Origin of the sequence: Streptomyces sp. CB01881 (assembly GCF_002953255.1) — a bacterium.
In the GTDB taxonomy this organism is placed as follows: Bacteria; Actinomycetota; Actinomycetes; order Streptomycetales; family Streptomycetaceae; genus Kitasatospora.
The window spans coordinates 6197186-6218088 of the sequence record NZ_CP026498.1 but is presented as its reverse complement, the minus strand read 5'-3'; the positions used below and the strand labels follow the sequence as shown (position 1 = coordinate 6218088).

At 71.4% G+C, this 20903-nt stretch carries 20 protein-coding genes; 14 read left to right on the top strand and 6 right to left on the bottom strand.

What is annotated here, in order from left to right; translation table 11 throughout:
* The first annotated feature begins 170 nt into the window (after positions 1-170).
* The 8 genes from mshD (at position 171) to pstB (ending at position 9996) form a co-directional block, all read left to right on the top strand.
* Positions 171-1220 (top strand): mycothiol synthase, encoded by a 1050-nt coding sequence (mshD, locus tag C2142_RS16970; protein ID WP_148643422.1) that lies wholly within the window; start codon positions 171-173, stop codon positions 1218-1220.
* Between the two features lie 289 nt (positions 1221-1509).
* Complete coding sequence (locus tag C2142_RS16965; RefSeq protein ID WP_148643421.1) at positions 1510-3687, top strand: RNA degradosome polyphosphate kinase; 2178 nt, start codon at positions 1510-1512, stop codon at positions 3685-3687.
* A 192-nt stretch (positions 3688-3879) separates the two neighbouring features.
* Entirely contained in the window at positions 3880-4965 is a 1086-nt protein-coding gene (locus C2142_RS16960) for a CHAD domain-containing protein (RefSeq protein ID WP_148643420.1), read from the top strand.
* Positions 4966-5062: 97 nt separating this feature from the next.
* Positions 5063-5473, top strand: coding sequence for an NUDIX hydrolase (locus C2142_RS16955; protein WP_241003211.1), 411 nt, complete (start codon positions 5063-5065; stop codon positions 5471-5473).
* Positions 5474-5737: 264 nt separating this feature from the next.
* The gene (gene pstS, locus C2142_RS16950; RefSeq protein ID WP_241002624.1) at positions 5738-6871 is read left to right on the top strand and encodes a phosphate ABC transporter substrate-binding protein PstS; all 1134 of its coding nucleotides are present in this window, start codon (positions 5738-5740) and stop codon (positions 6869-6871) included.
* Positions 6872-7015: 144 nt separating this feature from the next.
* Positions 7016-7996 carry a phosphate ABC transporter permease subunit PstC gene (gene pstC / locus C2142_RS16945; protein ID WP_148643419.1) on the top strand — a complete coding sequence of 327 codons (981 nt, stop codon included), beginning with the start codon at positions 7016-7018 and terminating at the stop codon, positions 7994-7996.
* A 76-nt stretch (positions 7997-8072) separates the two neighbouring features.
* Complete coding sequence (gene pstA / locus C2142_RS16940; RefSeq protein ID WP_148643418.1) at positions 8073-9149, top strand: phosphate ABC transporter permease PstA; 1077 nt, start codon at positions 8073-8075, stop codon at positions 9147-9149.
* Positions 9150-9219: 70 nt separating this feature from the next.
* Positions 9220-9996 carry a phosphate ABC transporter ATP-binding protein PstB gene (gene pstB, locus C2142_RS16935; RefSeq protein ID WP_148643417.1) on the top strand — a complete coding sequence of 259 codons (777 nt, stop codon included), beginning with the start codon at positions 9220-9222 and terminating at the stop codon, positions 9994-9996.
* A 138-nt stretch (positions 9997-10134) separates the two neighbouring features.
* Here the strand turns inward: pstB and C2142_RS16930 are convergent, their stop codons facing one another.
* Together C2142_RS16930 and C2142_RS16925 are read right to left on the bottom strand one after the other, a co-directional pair.
* On the bottom strand, positions 10135-11130 hold the full coding sequence (locus tag C2142_RS16930) for an inorganic phosphate transporter (RefSeq protein ID WP_148643416.1): 996 nt from the start codon (positions 11128-11130) through the stop codon (positions 10135-10137).
* 5 nt (positions 11131-11135) lie between these two features.
* Entirely contained in the window at positions 11136-11756 is a 621-nt protein-coding gene (locus tag C2142_RS16925) for a DUF47 family protein (protein WP_148643415.1), read from the bottom strand.
* A 493-nt stretch (positions 11757-12249) separates the two neighbouring features.
* Here C2142_RS16925 and C2142_RS16920 point away from each other — a divergent pair, with 493 nt between their 5' ends.
* On the top strand, positions 12250-12648 hold the full coding sequence (locus C2142_RS16920; protein ID WP_148643414.1) for a metal-sensitive transcriptional regulator: 399 nt from the start codon (positions 12250-12252) through the stop codon (positions 12646-12648).
* 9 nt (positions 12649-12657) lie between these two features.
* On the opposite strand, the gene C2142_RS16915 is transcribed toward C2142_RS16920, so the two are convergent.
* Both C2142_RS16915 and C2142_RS16910 read right to left on the bottom strand, forming a co-directional pair.
* Positions 12658-12855: a hypothetical protein gene (locus C2142_RS16915; protein ID WP_148643413.1), complete on the bottom strand. Its 198-nt coding sequence runs from the start codon at positions 12853-12855 to the stop codon at positions 12658-12660.
* 172 nt (positions 12856-13027) lie between these two features.
* Positions 13028-13936, bottom strand: coding sequence for a hypothetical protein (locus C2142_RS16910; protein WP_148643412.1), 909 nt, complete (start codon positions 13934-13936; stop codon positions 13028-13030).
* Between the two features lie 159 nt (positions 13937-14095).
* Between C2142_RS16910 and C2142_RS16905 the strand changes: the two genes are divergently transcribed.
* Positions 14096-14287, top strand: coding sequence for a hypothetical protein (locus C2142_RS16905; RefSeq protein ID WP_148643411.1), 192 nt, complete (start codon positions 14096-14098; stop codon positions 14285-14287).
* A 51-nt stretch (positions 14288-14338) separates the two neighbouring features.
* On the opposite strand, the gene C2142_RS16900 is transcribed toward C2142_RS16905, so the two are convergent.
* On the bottom strand, positions 14339-15055 hold the full coding sequence (locus tag C2142_RS16900; protein WP_174315655.1) for a phosphatase PAP2 family protein: 717 nt from the start codon (positions 15053-15055) through the stop codon (positions 14339-14341).
* A 193-nt stretch (positions 15056-15248) separates the two neighbouring features.
* A complete protein-coding gene (locus tag C2142_RS16895; protein ID WP_174315654.1) occupies positions 15249-16445 on the bottom strand; it encodes a bifunctional lytic transglycosylase/C40 family peptidase in 1197 nt (398 codons plus the stop codon).
* A 248-nt stretch (positions 16446-16693) separates the two neighbouring features.
* Between C2142_RS16895 and C2142_RS16890 the strand changes: the two genes are divergently transcribed.
* From C2142_RS16890 to C2142_RS16875, 4 genes are all read left to right on the top strand, one after another.
* On the top strand, positions 16694-17044 hold the full coding sequence (locus C2142_RS16890; RefSeq protein WP_241002623.1) for a hypothetical protein: 351 nt from the start codon (positions 16694-16696) through the stop codon (positions 17042-17044).
* A gap of 167 nt (positions 17045-17211) precedes the next feature.
* Complete coding sequence (locus C2142_RS16885; protein WP_241002622.1) at positions 17212-18027, top strand: hypothetical protein; 816 nt, start codon at positions 17212-17214, stop codon at positions 18025-18027.
* Positions 18017-19309, top strand: a complete 1293-nt coding sequence (locus C2142_RS16880) for a hypothetical protein (protein WP_241002621.1) — start codon at positions 18017-18019, stop codon at positions 19307-19309. Before C2142_RS16885 ends, C2142_RS16880 begins: the two co-directional genes overlap by 11 nt.
* A gap of 7 nt (positions 19310-19316) precedes the next feature.
* Positions 19317-20891: an SCO6880 family protein gene (locus C2142_RS16875; RefSeq protein ID WP_174315653.1), complete on the top strand. Its 1575-nt coding sequence runs from the start codon at positions 19317-19319 to the stop codon at positions 20889-20891.
* Positions 20892-20903: the final 12 nt, after the last annotated feature.

Genomic DNA, 20903 nt, shown 5'->3' with positions numbered 1-20903 from the left:
AAACGCCCGGTTACATTCCGAACCCGGAAGCTAAGCCTCACAGCGCCGATGGTACTGCAGGGGGGACCCTGTGGGAGAGTAGGACGCCGCCGAACAATCATTCACAAAGAACCCCCGATCCATCACGGATCGGGGGTTCTTTGCATTTCCGGTTGACGTATCGTCAGGGCATGGACGATCAGGACGCTCAGCAGGGACGGGTCTACAACGGCACTCCGGCGACCGGCGAGGGCGCCGTGGTCGCGCGGGAGGTGCTGCCGCCGGAGTCGCGGGACGGCGCACTGCGCGTCCTGGCCGCGGCCCAGGCCGTGGACGGCCGGGAGGCGGTGTCCGAGCAGGGGCGGCTCAGGTTGCGCTCCTCGGACGCGGCCCGCCCCGGCGTGATCCACCTCGTGCAGCAGGCCGGCAAGGAGTCGGGGAACGAGGCCGGAACCGGCGTGGACGTCGCCGGCTACGGCCAGCTCGAAGTCCCGCAGGCCGGCGCGGCCAACCCCTCCGCCGAGCTGGTGGTCGCCCCGGACGCCCGCGGGCGCGGGTTCGGCCGTCCGCTGGTGGACGCCGTGCTCGCCGAGGCCCACCGGGCCGGCCGGGACCACGTCGACTTCTGGGTGCACGGGGGCCACCCGGCCGCCCGCCGACTGGCCGAACGGTACGGTGCCGAGCTGGTCCGCGAGCTGCGGCAGATGCGCCGGACCGGGCCGCAGACCGAGGAGGTCGCCCTCCCGGACGGCGTCGAGCTGCGGACCTTCCGCCCGGGTGCCGACGACGCCGAGTGGCTGCGGCTGAACGCGCTGGCCTTCGCCCACCATCCGGAGCAGGGCGCCTGGACCGGGCAGGACCTCGCCGACCGGCTGGCCGAGCCGTGGTTCGACCCGGCGGGCTTCTTCCTCGCGACCCGTGACGGCAGGGTCGTGGGCTTCCACTGGACCAAGGTGCACCCGGCGACGGCCACCGGGCCGGCCCTCGGCGAGGTGTACGTGGTCGGGGTGGACCCGGCCGAGCAGGGCAGCGGCCTGGGCAGGGCGCTCACCGCGGCCGGTCTGCGGCACCTCACCGGCGGCGGCCCGGGGGAGCGCGGGCTGGAGACCGTACTCCTCTACGTCGACGCCGACAATCCGGCCGCTGTGCGGGTATATGAACGGTTGGGGTTCACCATTCACGAGGTGGACCTGATGTACCGCGCCGAGTACCGCACCCACCGGGAGCCGGGCGGGGTATAGCGGAGAGTCGGGTTCCGGGCAACGGGCCGGTCGCACAAACACCGGCCCGACCGCGACCCCGACCGACTCAGCTTTCCTCCTGGCCATGCGGTGTTTACCGTGGATTCAATTGCTGCCGTGAAGATCACAGGATGAAGTCCGTAGTGTCTCGCTCGTGCAGCGTCGGCGGCGCCTGCCGGCCGGTCCCGTGTTGACCGCGCCGGGCGGGTGGGCGTTGGCGTTGGGCGAGGACGACGGCCCGCAGAGCCTGTCGCATCCGGACCCCGTCCTGCTGGAGGAGCTGGAGCCCATGAGCATTCCTCGCCCCGTCTCTGCCCCGCTGTCCCCTCCGGCCAGGATGTCCAGCGCCCTGGGGATACCGCCGGAGCTGCCGGCCGCGGACGAGCAGGACCTCGACGAGCTTCCCCAGGGCCGCTTCCTGGACCGTGAGCGCAGCTGGCTCGCGTTCAACGAGCGCGTCCTGGAGCTGGCCGAGGACCCGGCGATCCCGCTGCTGGAGCGCGCCAAGTTCCTGGCGATCTTCGCGAGCAACCTGGACGAGTTCTTCATGGTCCGGGTGGCGGGCCTGAAGCGCCGGATCGCCACCGGAGTGGCCCAGCGAAGTGCCTCCGGCCTCCAGCCGCGCGAGGTGCTGGACCTGATCTGGACCCGCTCGCGCGAGCTCATGGCCCGGCACGCCGCCGCCTTCCAGCAGGAGGTCCTGCCGGACCTCGCCGCCGAAGGCATCGAGATGGTCCGGTGGCCGGAGCTGGCGGAGAAGGAGCAGGCCCGCCTGCACACCCTGTTCCGGCAGAAGATCTTCCCGGTGCTCACCCCGCTGGCGGTGGACCCGGCGCACCCCTTCCCCTACATATCGGGGCTCTCCCTCAACCTCGCCGTGGTCGTCCGCAACCCGGTCTCGGGCCACAAGCACTTCGCCCGGGTGAAGGTCCCGCAGTCCCTGGCCCGCTTCCTGGAGGCCTCGCCGCAGCGGTACGTGCCGCTGGAGGACGTGATGGGCGCGCACCTGGAGGAGCTCTTCCCGGGTATGGAGGTGCTCGCGCACCACGCCTTCCGCGTCACCCGCAACGAGGACCTCGAGGTCGAGGAGGACGACACCGAGAACATCCTCAAGGCGCTGGAGAAGGAGCTGATGCGACGGCGCTTCGGCCCGCCGGTGCGGCTGGAGGTCGAGGAGTCGATCGACCCCTACATCCTGGACCTGCTGGTGCGGGAGCTGAACATCACCGAGGCGGAGGTCTTCCCGCTGCCCGGACCGCTGGACCTGACCGGTCTGTTCGGCATCGCCGACCTGGACCGCCCGGAGCTGAAGTACCCGAAGTTCGTGGCCGGCACCGCACGCGGGCTGACCGACGTCGAGTCGGCCTCGCAGCCGGACATCTTCGCCGCGATGCGCGAGCGCGACGTGCTGCTGCACCACCCGTACGACAGCTTCTCCACCTCCGTGCAGGCCTTCCTGGAGCAGGCCGCGGGCGACCCGGACGTGCTGGCGATCAAGCAGACGCTGTACCGGACGTCCGGCGACTCGCCGATCGTCGACGCGCTGATCGACGCGGCGGAGTCCGGCAAGCAGGTGCTCGTCCTGGTCGAGATCAAGGCGCGCTTCGACGAGCAGGCCAACATCAAGTGGGCCCGCAAGCTGGAGGAGGCCGGCTGCCACGTCGTCTACGGCCTGGTGGGGCTGAAGACGCACTGCAAGCTGTCGCTGGTGGTCCGCCAGGAGGGCGACACCCTGCGCCGCTACTCGCACGTGGGCACCGGCAACTACCACCCGAAGACGGCCCGGCTCTACGAGGACATCGGGCTGCTGACCTCGGACCCGCAGGTCGGCGCCGACCTCTCGGACCTCTTCAACCGGCTCTCCGGCTACTCGCGCCGGGAGTCCTACCGCCGACTGCTGACCGCGCCGCGCGGGCTGCGGGACGGGCTGATCTCGCGGATCCACAGCGAGATCGCCCACCACCGGGAGGGCCGCCCGGCGTACGTGAAGCTCAAGGTCAACTCGATCGTCGACGAGGCCGTGATCGACGCGCTCTACCGGGCCTCCCGGGCCGGGGTGCCGGTGGACGTCTGGGTGCGCGGGATCTGTGCGATCCGGCCCGGGGTGCCGGGCCTGAGCGACAACATCCGGGTCCGCAGCGTCCTCGGACGCTTCCTGGAGCACTCGCGGATCTTCGTCTTCGGCAACAACGGCGATCCCGAGGTGTGGATCGGCAGCGCCGACATGATGCACCGCAACCTGGACCGCCGGATCGAGGCGCTGCTGCGGATCACCGACCCGGCCCACCGGGCCGAGCTGTCCGGGCTGATCGACCTCGGGGTGTCGGACGAGACCGAGTCCTGGCACCTCGGGGCGGACGGGGCGTGGGAACGGCACGCCCAGGACGCCGACGGGAAGGCGCTGCGGCACGTCCAGGACCTGCTCATCGACTCGCGCCAGCGCCGCCGGGCCGCCGCGGCCCGGTGACCGGGCGCCGCTGCCACGGCGCCCGGCCACGACCACCGACGCGGACGACCGCGACCGGGGCCGAGGCAGGCCACGGACGCGGGTCACGGACGCGAGCCACCGATGCGAGCCGCTGAGCGGTCGGGGAGCCGCCGCAGCGGTCGGCCACCAGCCCCGGGGGACGGCCCCGGGGGAACGGGGATCTACCTAGTCATGACCGATGCGCCGATGACGGCCCAGGCGGCCTCCACAGCGACCGCCGGGGACATCCTCTCCAGCCATCTCACCGCCCAGGCCGGCGTCTTCCTGCGCGCGCTGCCGCAGGCGGTGGGCGAGGTCGGCGCCAGACCGGGGACGGCCGTCGTCCCTCCCGTCGGCACGGCGGACCTGCTGCGGGCGGTGCGGCGGATCGGCGGGCTGCTGCACACCTTCGGCGCCACGTTCGAACAGACCTGGGCGCAGGAGTCGCGCACCGAGCTGCGCTGGCTGCTCAACCTGCTGGCGCTGGAGCCGGGGTACGTCCGCCGGTCGGCCCGGCTGCTCGGCGCCCTGGACGCGCTGAGCGGCACCGAGACGGACGGCCCCGGGATGCTCGCGGGCCACGCCGGGGCGCCGAAGGCCCGGGCGCTGCTCGACCGCCAGCTGACCCTGGCCCGGACCAGGGCGCACACGTCGGTGCTCCAGGAGCTGCGGTCGGCGCGGCTGCACGCGCTGGCGGACCGGATGACGCTGCTGGTCTCCGAGGCGCCGCTGCTGGAGGCGGCCGACGGCCGGGCCGGTGCGGTGCTGCTGCCGCAGGCCGCGGCGGCGTTCACCGCGCTGACCGCGAGCGCCCAGCAGCTGCCGTTGCAGCGGGCCGCGACCCCGTACGGCGGGGACGGGCTGCGCCGGCTCGGCTCGGTTCCGCCGGCCCGGGGCGTGGTGGACGCGGACGCGGCGCTGGCGGCGGACGACGCGCCGTGGGGCCGGGTGCGGATCCTGGTGAAGCGGGCCCGGTACGCACTGGAGGTGTGCGGACGACCGGCCGCGGAGCTGGACGAGCTGGACGAGGTGCTGGGCCGGCACCAGGAGGCGGCGGACGCGGCGGTCACCGCCGCCACCGCGGCGCGGACGCCGAGGATCACACCCGCCACCGCGTACGTGCTGGGCGTGGTGCATGCTGATCAGCGACTGGAGGTGGAGGCGGCGCGGTACGCCTTCGGCCGCCGGTGGCCCGAGCTCCCGCCAGGCCTGGACGGCTGGCTGGAGATTCCCCCGGCCGAGGGCTGGGGGCCTTCCCCCGCACCCCGGATGGCATGAGTTGCGCAACCGCCTGAGCACCGAGCAGGCCGACGGTCCCTCCACGAGCAGCCGCCCGGTCGCCGGGCGGCCGCCGGTCGTCCTGGCGGCGGGAGCGGTGCTCTGGCTGCCCGGGCGGCCGAAGAAGAGCGGCCGGCTGGGGCGGCCGCGGATCGCGGTGATCCACCGGCCCAAGTACGACGACTGGAGCCTGCCGAAGGGCAAGCTCGACCCGGGGGAGGGCGTGGTGGAGGCGGCGCTGCGCGAGGTGCGCGAGGAGACCGGGTTCTCCTGCGTGCTGGGGGAGGAGCTGCCGGCCCAGCACTACCTGGCGCAGGGGCGTCCCAAGGAGGTCCGGTACTGGGCGGCGGTGCCGTCGGCCGGGGCGTTCCGGCCCAACCGGGAGGTGGACCGGCTGGAGTGGCTGCCGGCCGGGAAGGCACGCGCCCGGCTCACGCACGACCGGGACCGGCTGCTCGTGGACGCGCTGCTGGAGGCGCTGGGGGCGAGGCCGGTCCGGCAGTCCTGAGGTCCCGTCGCGTGTCGTGAAGGAACGATGGAAGTGATCTCCCCGCGCCCTTGCCGTGACGCAACCGTTACTACCTGACGTAGTTTCCTGCCATCCGTTCGAGGTTCACTCCCCGTTCACTTACGACCGGCTGTCGTGTCACTTCCCCGGCCTAACTTCGGGTTCACCGGAGGGCCGAACGGGCCCCGGACCACAGCAAAACCCGCGCCACGCCGTGTTCGCACGGCCCGCGCGCCGGGCAATGCCACAGAAAGGGACACCCCTGTGAAGCTCCAGCGGAACGGCCGCTCCAAGGCCCTCGCCATCGGTGCCATGGCGCTCGTCAGCTCGCTGTCGCTCGCCGCCTGCGGTTCGGACGAGAACAACAACAACGCCGGCGGCTCCGGCAGCGGCTCCGCCTCCGCCGCGGCCATCAACTGTGGCAGCAAGCCCACCGCCCTGATCGCCGCGGGCTCCACCGCGCAGGGCACCGCGATCGACGTGCTGAAGACCAACTTCGGCGCGGCCTGCTCCGGCGCCAGCATCAACTACGGCGGCGGCGGCTCCGGCGCGGGCGTCCAGCAGTTCACCCAGGGCAAGGTCCAGTTCGCCGGTTCCGACTCGGCGCTGAAGCCGGCCGAGGTCGACGCCACCAAGACCGCCTGCACCGGCGGCCAGGGCATCAACCTGCCGCTCGTCGCGGGTCTGATCTCGATCGTCTACAACGTCGAGGGCGTCGACAATCTGGTCCTGGACGGTCCGACCACCGCCAAGATCTTCGACTCGCAGATCACCAAGTGGAACGACCCGGCGATCGCCGCCCTGAACCCGGGCGCCAAGCTGCCGGACGCCGACATCCAGGCCTTCCACCGCTCGGACGACTCCGGCACCACGGACAACCTGACCAAGTACTTCGCCAAGACCTCCGGTGGCGTCTGGGCCTACCCGCCCAGCAAGACCTGGGCGGGCAAGGGCGGCCAGTCGGCCAACACCTCGGCCGGTGTCGCGGCCCAGGTGAAGCAGGTCAAGAACTCGATCAGCTACGCCGAGCTGTCGTACGCCCAGATCAACAACCTGAAGAGCGCCGCCATCAACACCGGCGCCTCCAAGCCGGTCGAGGCCACCGCCGCCAACGCCGCCAACACCTTCGCCAAGGCCAAGATCGCCGGCACCGGCAGCGACCTGGCGCTGACCCTCGACTACGCGACCAAGGAAGAGGGCTCGTACCCGCTGGTCCTGGTCACCTACGAGATCGTCTGCGACAAGGGCAACAAGGCCGACACCCTCGACACGCTGAAGGCGTTCCTGGCCTACGGCATCAGCGACGCCGGCCAGAAGGCGATCGGCGAGAAGGGCTACGTCCCGCTCCCCAAGGAGCTGACCGACAAGGTCAACGCGGTCATCCCGACCCTGGCCTGACCCAGTAGACCTCCGGTGGAGCGGCCCCGTGGACGAGGGGGGCCGGGGCCGTTCCACCGGATGCAGTGACCGAGAAGCACGTCCGGGGCACCGCCGCCAGGGTGCCGCCCCCTCGGGGCAGCACCACCAGACCGGAGTAGACCAATGACTTCATCATCCCCTGCCGCCCCGCGAGGCAGGGAACGCCGCAAGCGCGACAGTCGTGTCGGCGACAAGATCTTCATGAACCTGTCCCGCGGGTCGGGCATCCTGCTGCTGGTCGTCATGGCCGCCATCGCAGGCTTCCTGACCTGGCGCTCGGGCATCGCCCTGGGCAAGAACGAGGGCAACTTCCTCACCACCTTCGAGTGGACGCCGGACGCCCCGAAGCCGGTCTTCGGCATCGCCGTCCTCGCGTTCGGCACCATCGTCAGCGCGCTGATCGCGATGGCGATCGCCGTCCCGGTGGCCATCGGGATCGCGCTGTTCATCTCGCACTACGCGCCGCGCCGGATCGCACAGCCGTTCGCCTATCTGGTGGACCTGCTCGCGGCGGTGCCCAGCATCATCTACGGCCTCTGGGGCGCGCTCTTCCTGGTGCCGCACCTGGACGGCCTGACCAGCTGGCTGGACGAGTACCTCGGCTGGACGTACATCTTCGACCAGTCCCGCGCCGGCACCACGCCGCGCACCCTCTTCACCGTGGGCATCCTGCTGGCGATCATGATCCTGCCGATCATCACCGCGGTCAGCCGCGAGGTCTTCCGGCAGGTGCCGCGGATGCACGAGGAGGCGGCGCTCGCGCTCGGCGCGACCCGCTGGGAGATGATCCGCACCGCGGTGCTGCCGTTCGGCCGCCCCGGCATCATCTCGGCGTCGATGCTCGGCCTCGGCCGCGCGCTCGGCGAGACCATCGCGGTCGCGGTGGTGCTCTCCTCCAACAACGTCCTCTCGCTGCACCTGCTCGACCCGGGCGGCGGCACCTTCGCGCAGAACATCGCGCTGAAGTTCAGCGAGGCCCAGCCCTTCGGCCGGGACGCGCTGATGGCCTCCGGCCTCGTCCTGTTCGTGATCACCCTGGTGGTGAACGGTGCCGCGCGGCTGATCGTCGCCCGCCGCAAGGAGTACTCGGGGGCCAACGCATGAGCGGGCGCAGCGAGCGAATCAGTAAGAGGTGCGGGTTGCGCGCATGCGCCCCGACGAGCTTTGCGAGGAGGGCCGCATGAGCGCCGCTACGACCTCGGTCCCGGCGGACGCGCGCCCGGTCGGCCGCCCGCTGACCGCCAACCGGCTGCCCAAGTGGGCCCCGGCCGCGACCACCGCCGGCTCGATCGCCCTCGGCTGCGGCATCGGCGCCCTCGGCGGCCTGGAGAGCCACATCCAGTGGGGCCTGATCTCCGCGCTCCTCTTCCTGGCCATCAGCTACCTGTCCTCGGCCAAGGTCGAGGGCCGCCGTCAGGCCAAGGACCGGCTCGCCACCTCGATGGTCTGGGTCGCCTTCATCCTGGCCGTCATCCCGCTGCTCTCACTGACGGTCTACACGGTCCAGCAGGGCGCCGACGTGGTGAACGGGAACTTCCTGAGCCACTCCATGAGGGGCGTGCTCCAGTCGGGCCCCGGCGGTGGCATCTACCACGCGCTGATCGGGACCCTGCAGCAGGTGCTGCTGGCCTCCCTGATCGCCGCGCCGATCGGTCTGCTGACCGCCGTCTACCTCGTCGAGTACGGCCGCGGCAGGCTCGCCAAGGCGGTCACCTTCTTCGTCGACGTCATGACGGGCGTCCCGTCGATCGTCGCCGGTCTGTTCATCCTCTCGCTGTGGAACCTCGCCCTCGGCTTCAACTACTCCGGCTTCTCGGGCAGCCTCGCGCTGGCGATCCTGATGATGCCGGTGGTGGTCCGCTCGACCGAGGAGATGCTGAAGCTCGTCCCGAACGAGCTGCGCGAGGCGTCGTACGCGCTCGGTGTGCCGAAGTGGAAGACCATCCTGCGGATCGTCCTCCCCACCGCCATCGGCGGCATCACCACCGGTGTGATGCTCGCGGTCGCCCGCATCACGGGTGAGACCGCCCCGGTGATGATGCTGGTCTTCGGCGCCGACTACATCAACAGCAACCCCTTCGACGGGCCGCAGCAGTCGCTGCCGATGTACATCTGGCAGCAGTACGCGATGGTGAACAACCAGTACGGCTACGCCCGTGCCTGGGGTGCGGCGCTGGTGCTGATCGCCTTCGTGATGGGGCTCAACCTCATCGCCCGGGGCATCGCACGCTGGCGCTCGCCCAAGGCCGGACACTGAGCCTCCGACTGACGTACGACACGGATTCCCGAGCGGCCCCCGGCCGCGGGCTGAGAGAAGACGAAAGATCATGGCCAAGCGCATCGACGTCAGCGGACTGTCCGCCTACTACGGCACCACCAAGGCCATCGAGGACATCTCGATGAGCATCGAGCCCCGCTCGGTGACGGCCTTCATCGGCCCCTCCGGCTGTGGCAAGTCCACCTTCCTGCGGACCCTCAACCGGATGCACGAGGTGATCCCCGGCGCCCGCGTCGAGGGCAAGGTGCTCCTGGACGACGAGAACCTGTACGCCTCGAACGTCGACCCGGTCGCGGTCCGCCGTGCGGTCGGCATGGTCTTCCAGCGCCCGAACCCGTTCCCGACCATGTCGATCTACGACAACGTGGTCGCCGGGCTGAAGCTCGCGGGTGTGCGCAAGAAGTCCGTCCTGGACGACGTGGTGGAGAAGTCCCTCAAGGGCGCCAACCTCTGGAAGGAGGTCCACACCCGGCTGAACAAGCCGGGGGCCGGCCTCTCCGGCGGTCAGCAGCAGCGCCTCTGCATCGCCCGCGCCATCGCGGTCGAGCCGCAGGTCCTGCTGATGGACGAGCCCTGCTCCGCGCTCGACCCGATCTCCACCCTCGCCATCGAGGACCTGATCGGCGAGCTGAAGAACCAGTTCACCATCGTCATCGTGACGCACAACATGCAGCAGGCGGCCCGCGTCAGCGACCGTACCGCCTTCTTCAACCTGGCCGGGGTCGGCCAGCCGGGCAAGCTGGTCGAGCTGGACGACACCCAGCGGATCTTCTCCAACCCGTCCGTGCAGGCGACGGAGGACTACATCTCGGGCCGCTTCGGCTAAGGAGCGCCCGGGACACGGACTGCTTCGCGGTGCTGCATGGCGGTGCCGCCGCGAAGTATGAAGAAGGGCCCGCCCCCGAGATGTGGGGGCGGGCCCTGTCAGTTCCACCGGAGCCGCGTTCGCGACGGTCCGGGGTGCTCAGCCCCAGAAGAGGTGGACGAACCAGTACATCAGCGCTGCGACGACGGCGGCCGCCGGCATCGTGATGAACCAGCCGAGCACGATGTTCTTCGCCACGCCCCAGCGGACCGCGCGGATCCGCTTGGTGGCGCCAACGCCCATGATCGCCGAGGTGATCACGTGGGTGGTGGAGATCGGCGCCTTGAAGACGAACGACGTGATGTACATGACGGTCGAGGCGGTGGCCTCGGCCGCGAAGCCCTGCGGCGGGTCCAGCTCGATGATCTTGCGGCCGAGGGTCCGCATGATCCGCCAGCCACCCGCGTAGGTGCCCAGCGAGAGCATGGTGGCGCAGGAGATCTTGACCCAGGTCGGGATGTCGCTGCCGGTCTGGTGGCCCGAGATGGTGAGCGCCATGACCACGATGCCCATCGTCTTCTGGGCGTCCTGCAGGCCGTGTGCCAGCGCCATCGCCGCGGCGGACGCGGTCTGGGCGACCCGGAAGTTGCGCTTGGCGCGGTGCGGGTTGGCCCGCTTGAAGATCCAGAGGATCGCCAGCATCACCAGGAAGCCGCCGATCAGGCCGACGATCGGGGAGACGATCATCGGGATGACGATCTTGTCCAGGACGCCGCTCCAGATCACCTCGGTGCCGCCGGCCAGCGCGGCGCCCACCATGCCGCCGAACAGCGCGTGCGAGGAGGAGGACGGGAGGCCGAAGTACCAGGTGACCAGGTTCCAGGTGATCGCGCCGACCAGTGCGGCGAACAGGATCGCCATGCCCTGGTTGCCGGTCGGGGTCTCGATGATGCCGCTGGAGACGGTGTGCGCCACGCCGCTGCCGAGGAAGGCGCCGGCGAGGTTCATCACCGCGGCCATCGCGAGCGCGGCCCGCGGGGTCAGCGCCCGGGTGGAGACTGAGGTGGCGATGGCGTTCGCGGAGTCGTGGAAGCCGTTGGTGTAGGTGAAGAAGAACGCAACGCCGAGGACGGCGATGAGTGCAGCCATGTCCACGAGGGTCAGGACTCCTTGACGGCGATGGTCTCCACCGTGTTGGCGACGTGCTCGAAAGCGTCCGCCGCCTCCTCAAGGACGTCCACGACCTGCTTGAGCTTGAGCACCTCGATGGCGTCGTACTGGCCGGAGAACAGGTGGGCGAGCAGCTTGCGGTGGATCTGGTCGGCCTGGTTCTCCAGCCGGTTGACCTCGATCCAGTACTCGGTGAGGTTCGACATGGTCCGCAGGTTCGGCATCGCCTCGGCGGTGAGCTCGGCGGCGCGCGCCAGCACCTCGATCTGCTGCTCGATCCCCTTGGGCAGGGTCTGGATGTCGTAGAGGACGACCAGGTCGACGGCCTCCTCCATGAAGTCCATGATGTCGTCCAGCGACGACGCGAGGCTGTAGATGTCCTCGCGGTCGAAGGGCGTGATGAAGGACGAGTTCAGCTGGTGGAAGACGGCATGGGTGGTGTCGTCCCCGGCGTGCTCGGCGGCGCGCATGCGCTCGACGATCTCCGCGCGGGCCGACACGTCTGCCCCCAGCAGTTCCAGCAGGAGCTTCGACCCGACGACGAGGTTCTCCGCGGCCGCGGCGAACATGTCGTAGAAGCTCGTCTCCTTCGGGGTCAGGCTAAAACGCACGGAAATCTCCGATGTGCGGGGTAGGGACTGAACGATGCTAGGTGCAACCAAGCGCAATCGCGCAAACGGGGTGGTGGGGAGGAGCCGGAACCTCCCCTTCCGGTTGGCTGCCGCAGCAGTGGACCCGGCCCGCACACCCATGTGCGGACGTGAGCCCTCAGTCTGACGGAACCTCGTACGGATTGCCCCCGCCGTGCACGCGGAAGACGGCGGTGTCGGTCCGGACGGAGGCACCCCTCCGGCGGCCGCCCGCCCGGCGCCGTTCACCCGCTCCCGGCCCGCGCCGGGCGTGCTCCGGACCGGGTCTGGACCGGGTCTGGACCGGGGCCGGACGTGCGCCGGACCTGCGCCGGACCGGGGCAGGACCGGGTCTGGACCGGGGTCGTGCCCGCTCGGGGCCGGCGGACCGGGCCGGAGGAACACCAGGACCGGTCACGGTGTTGGACACTGGTGGTCGACGCAGCCACCGAGGCACCCAGACGAAGGCGGGCCGATGACCACGACGGAAGCGCGCACCGAGCCGGACCACGCGCCCGGTACCGAACCGAACGGTGACCAGCCCGCGCCGGCCGCCGCCGAGGCGGCCCCGCACACCGGGCACGGTCACGGGCAGCACGGGTACAGCGCCCAGAAGGACGCCCACCTCAAGCGGCTTCGCCGGATCGAGGGCCAGATCCGCGGCCTCCAGCGGATGGTCGACGAGGACGTCTACTGCATCGACGTGCTCACCCAGGTGTCGGCCAGCACCAAGGCCCTGCAGTCCTTCGCGCTCTCGCTGCTGGAGGAGCACCTGCGGCACTGCGTCGCCGCGGCCGCCGAGGAGGGCGGCACCGAGCTGGAGGCCAAGGTGGCGGAGGCCACCGCCGCGATCGCCCGGCTGCTGCGCAGCTGACGAGGGGCGCTACTGCCCGCCCCCCGGCGGCCCGTCGGCGGACGCCCCGCCGTCGGGCCGGTCCAGCAGCACCTCGTCGATCCGTTCGGTCGGCAGCCGGTCGTCGGTACTGGCCGTGGCGGCGATCATCAGCTCACCGGCCAGGTCGATCTCGTCGAGGGCCGCGTCGTCGTGGCCGCCGCTGCGGCCGCCCGTGGACGAAACCACCTGCACCACCCCTTCAGCGCCTCGCCAGCCCGGGCGGCAGCCACCCGACGTCCAGCCTAGGCACTTCGGAGCCCGCCCACATGGCACGGACGGGCCATCTCGGCGTCGCCGAAACGGGTGGGCCCGCCCTCTCCGGGTGGCCCACCGACGCCGGCGGCGCCCCTGCGTCAGGCTACTTCGGGCTCTCCGTGGGCTTCATCGCGTAGATGTCGGCGGCCGGCGGCTCGGCCGCCTCGACCGGCTTGCCGAAGTCGGCCAACGAGGTGGTCGACGTGACCTTCACCTGGTCCTTCGCCTCCTTGGAGCCGGCCACCCCGGCGAAGGTGAACACCTCGACCACCTTGTGCAGCCGGCCCTGCTCGTCCAGCCAGGCGTCGTACGGGACCTCCTTGACCGTGAAGGTCTGCGCCGCCATCCGCAGGCCGTCCCCGCCCCGCCCGCCGGTGGCCTCGGCCGCCTTGGCGAGGTCCAGGGTGCCGCGGTAGTGCTTCAGCGCCACCCCGCCGACCGTCTCGGTGCCGACCAGGTCCGCCTTCTGGGCCCCGCGCAGCGCACCGGTGGCGGAGGCCGGGTCGGTGGCCCCGCTGGAGACCAGGTTGCCGTCCGGCAGCTGGCGCACGTCCAGCTTGACCCACTTGCCCTCGGGCACCTTGGCGCCGCTGTTCTGCAGGTAGACGGTGCCGGGCAGGACCACCTCGACGATCTTCCCGGTGGTCGCCGCGCCCGGCGGCACCGCCACCTCCAGCCGCCCGATCCGCTTCACGTAGTCGTAGCCGCCGGTGCCGGTGAAGACGGCCTTCTTGTCGGCGGACTCGGTGACCAGCTCGGTACCGGTGTGCGCGGAGCCCGTCCGGCCGGTGATGTCGGCGGCGTTGCGGACGGCCGTCAGCGGGTCGGCGGAGAGCTGGTCGGGGGCGGCGGCCTTCCGGTCGGCCGAACCGCTGGAGGCCGCGGAGCCGCCCGTACAGCCGGCCAGCCCGGCCAGGGCGGCGGCGACCACGAAGGCCCCGGCCGCCGACCGCAGGTGTGGCAGCGGGCGGCCGTGCCGCCGGCCGCTGCGCTGCACGCCGGTCATCTTCATCTCGCGACAACCCCCTCGGGCCCGACTGCCCCGCCGGTCACCACCACCGGGTGGGCAGAGCTCTTGTCGGGCAAACGAGTTGAGGTCCGAGGGGTTACGCGGAACCCGGCGCGCACTGGACGTCGCGCGCCGGGCTTCCGGGGCGTTACGGTGAAGCACGTGCACAGTGAGCTGCCGGCTGACCCCGGCACCGCCCGGATGCCCGAGCACCGCGTCGCGATCAGCGAGCGCGGTTCCTTCTGCTTCGCGATCTGTAGCTGTGGCTGGTTCTCACCGGCCCGCCGCTCCCGCGACCTGACCCGGCGCGAGGCCGCCGACCACCTCACCGCGAACGACGGCCCCGGGTCGTAGCCGGGCCCCGGCCCCCGGCCCGCGTGCGGCCCGGGGGAGGCGGGGAGGGGCTCAGGCGGCCAGGTCGGACTCCGGCGGCTGCTCGTCGGTCCGGACGGTGCCGCGTCCGTCGCCGCCCCGCCGCCGGCCGCCGCGCGGGCGGGGGCCGCTCTGCGGCGCCCTGATCAGCGGTGCGGCGACGGTGCGGCCCAACGCGTGGCAGAGCGGGACCAGGACGGCCATCGCGATCGGCGCCAGCAGCAGGACCACTGCGGTGGCGAGCGCGAAGCCGCCGATCACGTCGGTCGGGTAGTGGACGCCCATGTACATCCGGCAGAAGCCCTGGAGCAGGGCGAGTCCGCCGGCGATCCAGCCCAGCCGCCGGTTCACCAGGAACAGCGCCACCGCGATGCCCATCGACATCGTCGAGTGGTCGCTGACGAAGGAGTGCGTGCCGGCCTTGCCGTCCACCAGCACGTCCAGCCCGGCGTGGTCGACGAACGGGCGCGGCCGGTCCACGATGGCGGCGATCGGCAGGTTGGCCAGCTCGGCGATGGCGACCGACAGCGGAGCCCACAGCAGGCCCGCGACGGCCACCGGGGCGTCCGGGCGGCGTCTCGCCTGCAGCCAGCCGACCAGGCCCAGCAGGGCCAGGCCGATCAGGATGCCGTACTCGCCGATCCAGGAGACCAGGTGGTCCAGCCACTCCGGGGAGCGCTTGGCCAGGCCGTTGACGGCGTAGAGCAGGCCGAGGTCGGGGTTGGTCGTGTCGGCAAGCGGCGTCGACACGCCGCACCTCCTTCTGGTCCGCAGCAGCTGTTGGTTCCGGCCCTGGCCCCGCCCGTCCCTCCCGGCCGGGAAGGTGACGCGGGGCCATCGGACACAACGTCATAACCGGTGCACAGCGTTCCACGGAAACACGCGGTTATCGAAACTTGACTCAGCGTCCACAGGGCACGCACACCCGACGGTCCGGGGCGGGTCAGCTCTTTGCAGGTGTTTGACCTGGACCTGTCGGTGCGGGCCCGGCCGCGACGGCCGCCCGGGACACCGGGGCGGCCGGTGCCGCCGCGGCGGTCGCCGGGTTGGCCGGGGCGGACTGGCCGCCCGGAGCCGGGCCGGCCGGGTTGGCCGGGGCGGGATCGGCCGGGCGGCTCGGGGCGGTGATGCTGCCGTCCGCGTTGCGCCCCGGCAGGGCCTGGGCGCCGTCCGAGGTGACCCGGGTGGCGCCGATGTACTCCCTGGTGTCGATCTTGTCGTAGCGGATCACCGCGCCGGTGTGCGGAGCGTTGATCATGTAGCCGCCGCCGACGTAGATGCCGACGTGGTGGATGCTGCGGGGGTCGGTGAGGTCCGTCGCCCAGAACACCAGGTCCCCCGGGCGGAGCTGGTCGCGCGAGGGGTGCTGCCCGGCGTACCACTGGTCGTTGGCCACCCGGGGGAGCGTGATGCCCACGCTGGCGTACGCGGCCTGGGTGAGCCCGGAACAGTCGAACCGCCCGTTCTGCGAGGGCAGCCCCTCGCCGCCCCACAGGTACGGGGTGCCGAGCTTGGTCTGCGCGAAGTAGATCGCGCCGGACGACTGCTGGGAGACCTCCACCGGCGCCGTCGGCGCGGTGAAGCTGCGGGCCATCGCCTGGATGTTCTTCACATAGCCCTGCGTCTCCCTGTACGGAGGCACCCCGTTGTACCTCGTCACCGCGTACGGGCCGGCGTTGTAGGCGGCCAGCAGGTTGGCCTGGCGGTCACCCGGCACCTTGGCGACGTCCTTGGCGAGCGCGCAGTCGAACGTGGCCGCCGAGGCGATCGCGTCCATCGGGTCCCAGACATCCTTCTTGCCGTCATTGTTGCCGTCCGTGCCGTATGTTCCCCAGGTCTCCGGCATGAACTGCGCCATTCCCTGCGCGCCCACGCCCGACCGGGCGCGCGGGTCGAAACCGCTTTCCTGGTACAGCTGCGCCGCGAGCATCGGCGGGGAGATCTCCGGACAGAGCGATCCCCACTGCTGGATCGGCCCCTGGTAGGCCGCCGGAACGGTGCCCGGCGAGAGGGCGGCGCGATTGGCCGACTGCTGCGGTGCACCACTCGCCGCATACGTCCCGAACGTGACAAGTCCGATGAAGCCGACCGCGACAACTCCCGCAGCGGCGGCGGCCGTACCGGCCTTCCGGAGTACCATCAGCACCATCCCGACGAGTCGTCAGTCGAAGTGTCCCGGAAGGCGTTGCTCACCGCAATCATCAGAGATACAAAGAGTGAGCGCTATCCTTCGTACGGTGGACATCCTCGCGTACGTGTCCCATACCTCACGACCAATCCGCGAGAAGCAGCCAAGTCGACATCAGATCTGGCCAAGAATAGGCACCGACCCTTCGCGCGGACGGGGTCTGGGCCCTTGAATTTGCCTGATCGGGCGGTGAGATGGAAATGAACCTGAGCAGCGTGAACAGCATCGCGATCGGCCACCTGGCCGAGGACCCTCCTAAGAAGCCGAATATCGACACCATCATCGGCGGGATCGCCCCCGACTGGGGCCCGTTCGCGAGTCTCGGGTCGGAGGCCCGGGTGATGGTCGAGGTCGTCATGGCCGTGGCGATCCTGGCCTGCCTCGGCATCGCCGTCTGGGGCGCGGCCAAGCAGCGCATCGGCGCCACCGCCATGCGCGACAGCTTCGGTGCCGAGCAGGGCAAGGGGCTGATCATCGCCGGGCTGACCGGCGTGTTCATCATTGGATCACTCGGCACTCTGTTCACCATTGTCTACGGCATGGCCATCTGACGATCGGACAGCAAGGACGGGACCGGCGGTGAGCCCGCCCGGCCGTCCGGCCGTCACGATCCGCCGGAGTCCCCGCCGGGAGTCCACCCATCACCCCGCCCTCCGCGCCCGCCCACGGGCGGAGGGGCCCCGGAGCCGCCCCGGCTCCCCGCACCAGGAGGGCCGCCGTGCCGTTGTCCGACGACCAGCCGCACACCCGTACGCGGCTGCCGGTCGGTGAACAGCCCTCCTCCCAGCCGCCCGCCCGTCAGTCCCGGCCGCTGCGCACCATGCTGACCGTCCTGGTGGTCGTCACCCTGCTCGTGGTCGCGATCTCCATCGCCAACCGCGGCAAGGCCGACCCCGGCACCACCACCGGCCGCTCCGCCGACGCCGCACCCACCGCGGCCTCCGGCGCCGGGCCCGCCCCCAGCGGCGACCAGCCCGTGAGCACCACCAGCAACGGCATCGCCGGCGGCTTCCCGCACACCGACCAGGGCGCGCAGTCGGCCGCCGCCAACTACGCGGTCGCCATCGGCTCCGCCGACATGTTCCGCACCGACAGCCGCCACACCATCGTCGCCACCATCGCCGACCCGTCCGCCACGGCGGCCCTCCAGAGTCGCCTGGACCAGGGGTTCGGCGGCGACACGGCCGCCCGCTACGGCCTCGACGCCCAGGGGCGCGCCCCCAAGGGACTCACCTTCGTCAGCCGTACCGTCCCGGCCGGCACCAAGTCGGTCGGCTACAGCGACACCGACGCCAAGGTCGAGGTCTGGTGCACCGGCCTCACCGGCCTCGCCGGTGAACGCTCCGTCCAGCCCGTCACGGAGAACTGGTTCACCCTCACCCTGACCCTGCGCTGGACGGGTGCCGACTGGAAGCTCACCGACTACGCAAGCCGGCAGGGCCCAGCCCCGATGCCGGGCGACCAACAGGCCGCCACCGCCGAGGAGATCACCGGCGCCGTCCAGCAGTTCGGGGGTTTCCGCTATGCCCGTTGATGCCGTCACCAGGAAGATGTCCCGGGTCGGTGGGGTGATGGGAGCGTTGGTCGCTCTTCAGGTCGCCTCCCTGGCACTGGCCTCACAGGCCTTGGCCGAGCCCACGCCGAGCCCCACGGCCTCGCCCAGCGGCAACGACTGTGACGTGCTGCCACTTCCCGGTAGCGGTGTCTACTGCGCCTCCAAGCCCGGCGGTGGCTCCGTCCCCGGGACGGGAGTCGGCGGGGTCACCGACCCGCTCGGGTCGCTGGCCAAGGGGTGTGCGCAGGCGGCGGCGTGGGTGGTGCGGAGTCTGTCGGGGGCGATCGACGGGACGACGCAGGTCGACTTCACCAATGCGTCGTTCCTGCAGCAGTACGCGGTGGTGTTCGCCGCGTCGACGATCATCACGCTGGTGCTCTGGCTGCTGGCGGTGACGAAGCGGGCGGTGCGCGGGGCGCCGTTGACGACGGCGATCTCGGAGGCGATCGGCTTCCTGTGGCTGACCGTGGTGGCGTCGGCGTTCACGCCGCTGATCCTGTACACCGTGGTGAGCGCGACGGACGGGCTGACCAAGGCGATCGCGGTGGGGACGAAGTCGGACACCGGGACGTACCTGGGCGGGTTCGCGGACACCCTGGAGAAGGGGTCGATGGGCGGCGGCCCGCTGATCCTGATCATCGTGTCGCTGGTGGCCGTGCTGGCGGCGGCGGTGCTCTGGGTGGAGCTGCTGATCCGGGCGGCGATGCTGTACGTGGGCGCGCTGCTGGGGACGGCGGTGTACGCGGGGCTGGTGGACAAGCAGCTGTGGAAGCACGTGCGCCGCTGGGCCGGGGTGATGCTGGCGGTGGACCTGGCGAAGCCGATCATCGTGATCATCCTCGGGCTGGCCGGCGCGGTGGCGACCGGCGCCGGGGCGGGCGACGACTTCGCCCGGGTGCTGTCGGGGCTGGCGATCCTGTTCCTGTCGATCTTCGCGAGCGCCTCCGTCTACCGCTTCGTGCCGGGCTTCGGCGACGAGATCATGAGCATGCGCAACGCCCGGGCCCACGCGGTGTCGGCCGGTTCGGCGATGATCAACGGGACGGCGAACCTGGTGAAGCAGGGCATCAGCACGCACGGCGACCGCGGCCCGCAGGGTGTCGGCGGGGGCGGTGCGGGCTCGGGTGGCGGCTCGGTCGCGCCGGGCATCGCCGCCCATGCCGCGCGCACCCCGGCGCCGCCGCAGCAGGCCGCACCGCCGGCCTCGGTGCCGATGCGAGACGTACCGATCCGCGACAGCAATCCAGCGAAGGGAGGGTGACGGGTAAGTGAGCAGCGAACCACTCGGTCAGTACGGTGCCCAGTACGCCCAGCCGTACGTGCACCAGCGCCGCACCTACCTGATCGGCAAGGCCCGCCCGAACGCGCCGATCGGCCGCAACCGGGAGTCCGGCGAGATCGTCCTGATCATCTTCGGGGCGTTCCTCGGCATGCTCTGGGGCCTGATGATGCCGGTCCTGCCGCTGCGCATCGCGGGCCTGGTCGGCCTGCCGCTGCTGGCGATCGCGGCGGTGTACGTGCCGTACCGGCGTCGGACGTTCTACAAGTGGGTGGAGATCAACCGCACCTACCGCCGGACGGTCCGCAGCGGCCGGGCGGTGTGGAAGTCGGACGCGATGGACGCGGGGACCCGGCTGGACGGCCGTGAGGTCGAGGTCGGCCCGCCGCCGGGGGTCGGGCGGCTGCGCTGGCTGGCGGCCCCGTTCGGGCCGGACGAGGTCGGGGTGCTGATGCACCTGGAGCGGCGGACGGTCACGGCGGCGATCGAGATCGAGGGCCCGGGCGTCGGCCTGCGCGACTCGGAGGACCAGGAGGCGCTGGTCGACCGGTTCGGCACGCTGCTGAAGCACGTCGCCAACGGGGACGGCTTCGTGACCCGGCTGCAGATCCTTGCCCGGACGCTCCCGGCCGACCCGGACGCGCACGCCAAGGACGTGGAGCGGCGCGGCGACCACGACGCACCGCGCTGGCTGCAGGACTCGTACGACCAGCTGCAGTCGATGGTGTCGACCTCCTCGGAGCAGCACCGGGCGTACCTGGTGGCCTGCATGCACTACACCCGCGACCTGGCGGCCGAGGCGCACGCGATGGGCCGGACGGCGACCGGGCGCCGTGCCCGGGACGACGAGGGCCTGGCCGCGGTGATGGCCCGTGAGCTGACGGACATCTGCGCCCGGCTGGCCGAGGCGGACATCCGGGTGCGCCAGCCGCTCGGCCAGGCGCGGCTCTCCTCGCTGCTGCACTCGATGTACGACCCGGACCACCCGATCGACCACATCCAGGCGATGTCCCGGCGCAACGCCTGGCCGGCCGAGCTGGACGCGACGGAGCCGCAGTTCCTCCAGGCGAAGACCCGGGAGTCGGTGACCCGGGCGCCGTGGTGCCACGCCACCGCCTGGATCAAGGAGTGGCCGCTGACCCCGGTGGGCGTCAACTTCCTGGCGCCGCTGCTGGTGCACACCCCGGACGTGATCCGGACGGTCGCGGTGACGATGGACCTGGAGCCCACCGACGTCGCGATCGAGCGGATGCTCACCGAGAAGACCAACGACGAGGCGGAGGCCAGCCGCGCCGCCAAGATGAACCGCACGGTCGACCCGCGCGACCTGGCCCACACCGGCCGGGTCGACCAGCGCGGTGACGACCTGGCGTCCGGCGCGGCCGGGGTCAACCTGGTCGGCTACATCACGGTCTCCTCGCGCAGCCCCGAGGCGCTGGCCCGCGACAAGCGGACCATCCGGGCCTCGGCCGGCAAGAGCTACCTCAAGCTGGAGTGGTGCGACCGCGAGCACCACCGGGCGTTCGTCAACACCCTGCCGTTCGCCACCGGCATCCGCCGCTGATCCACCTGGAGG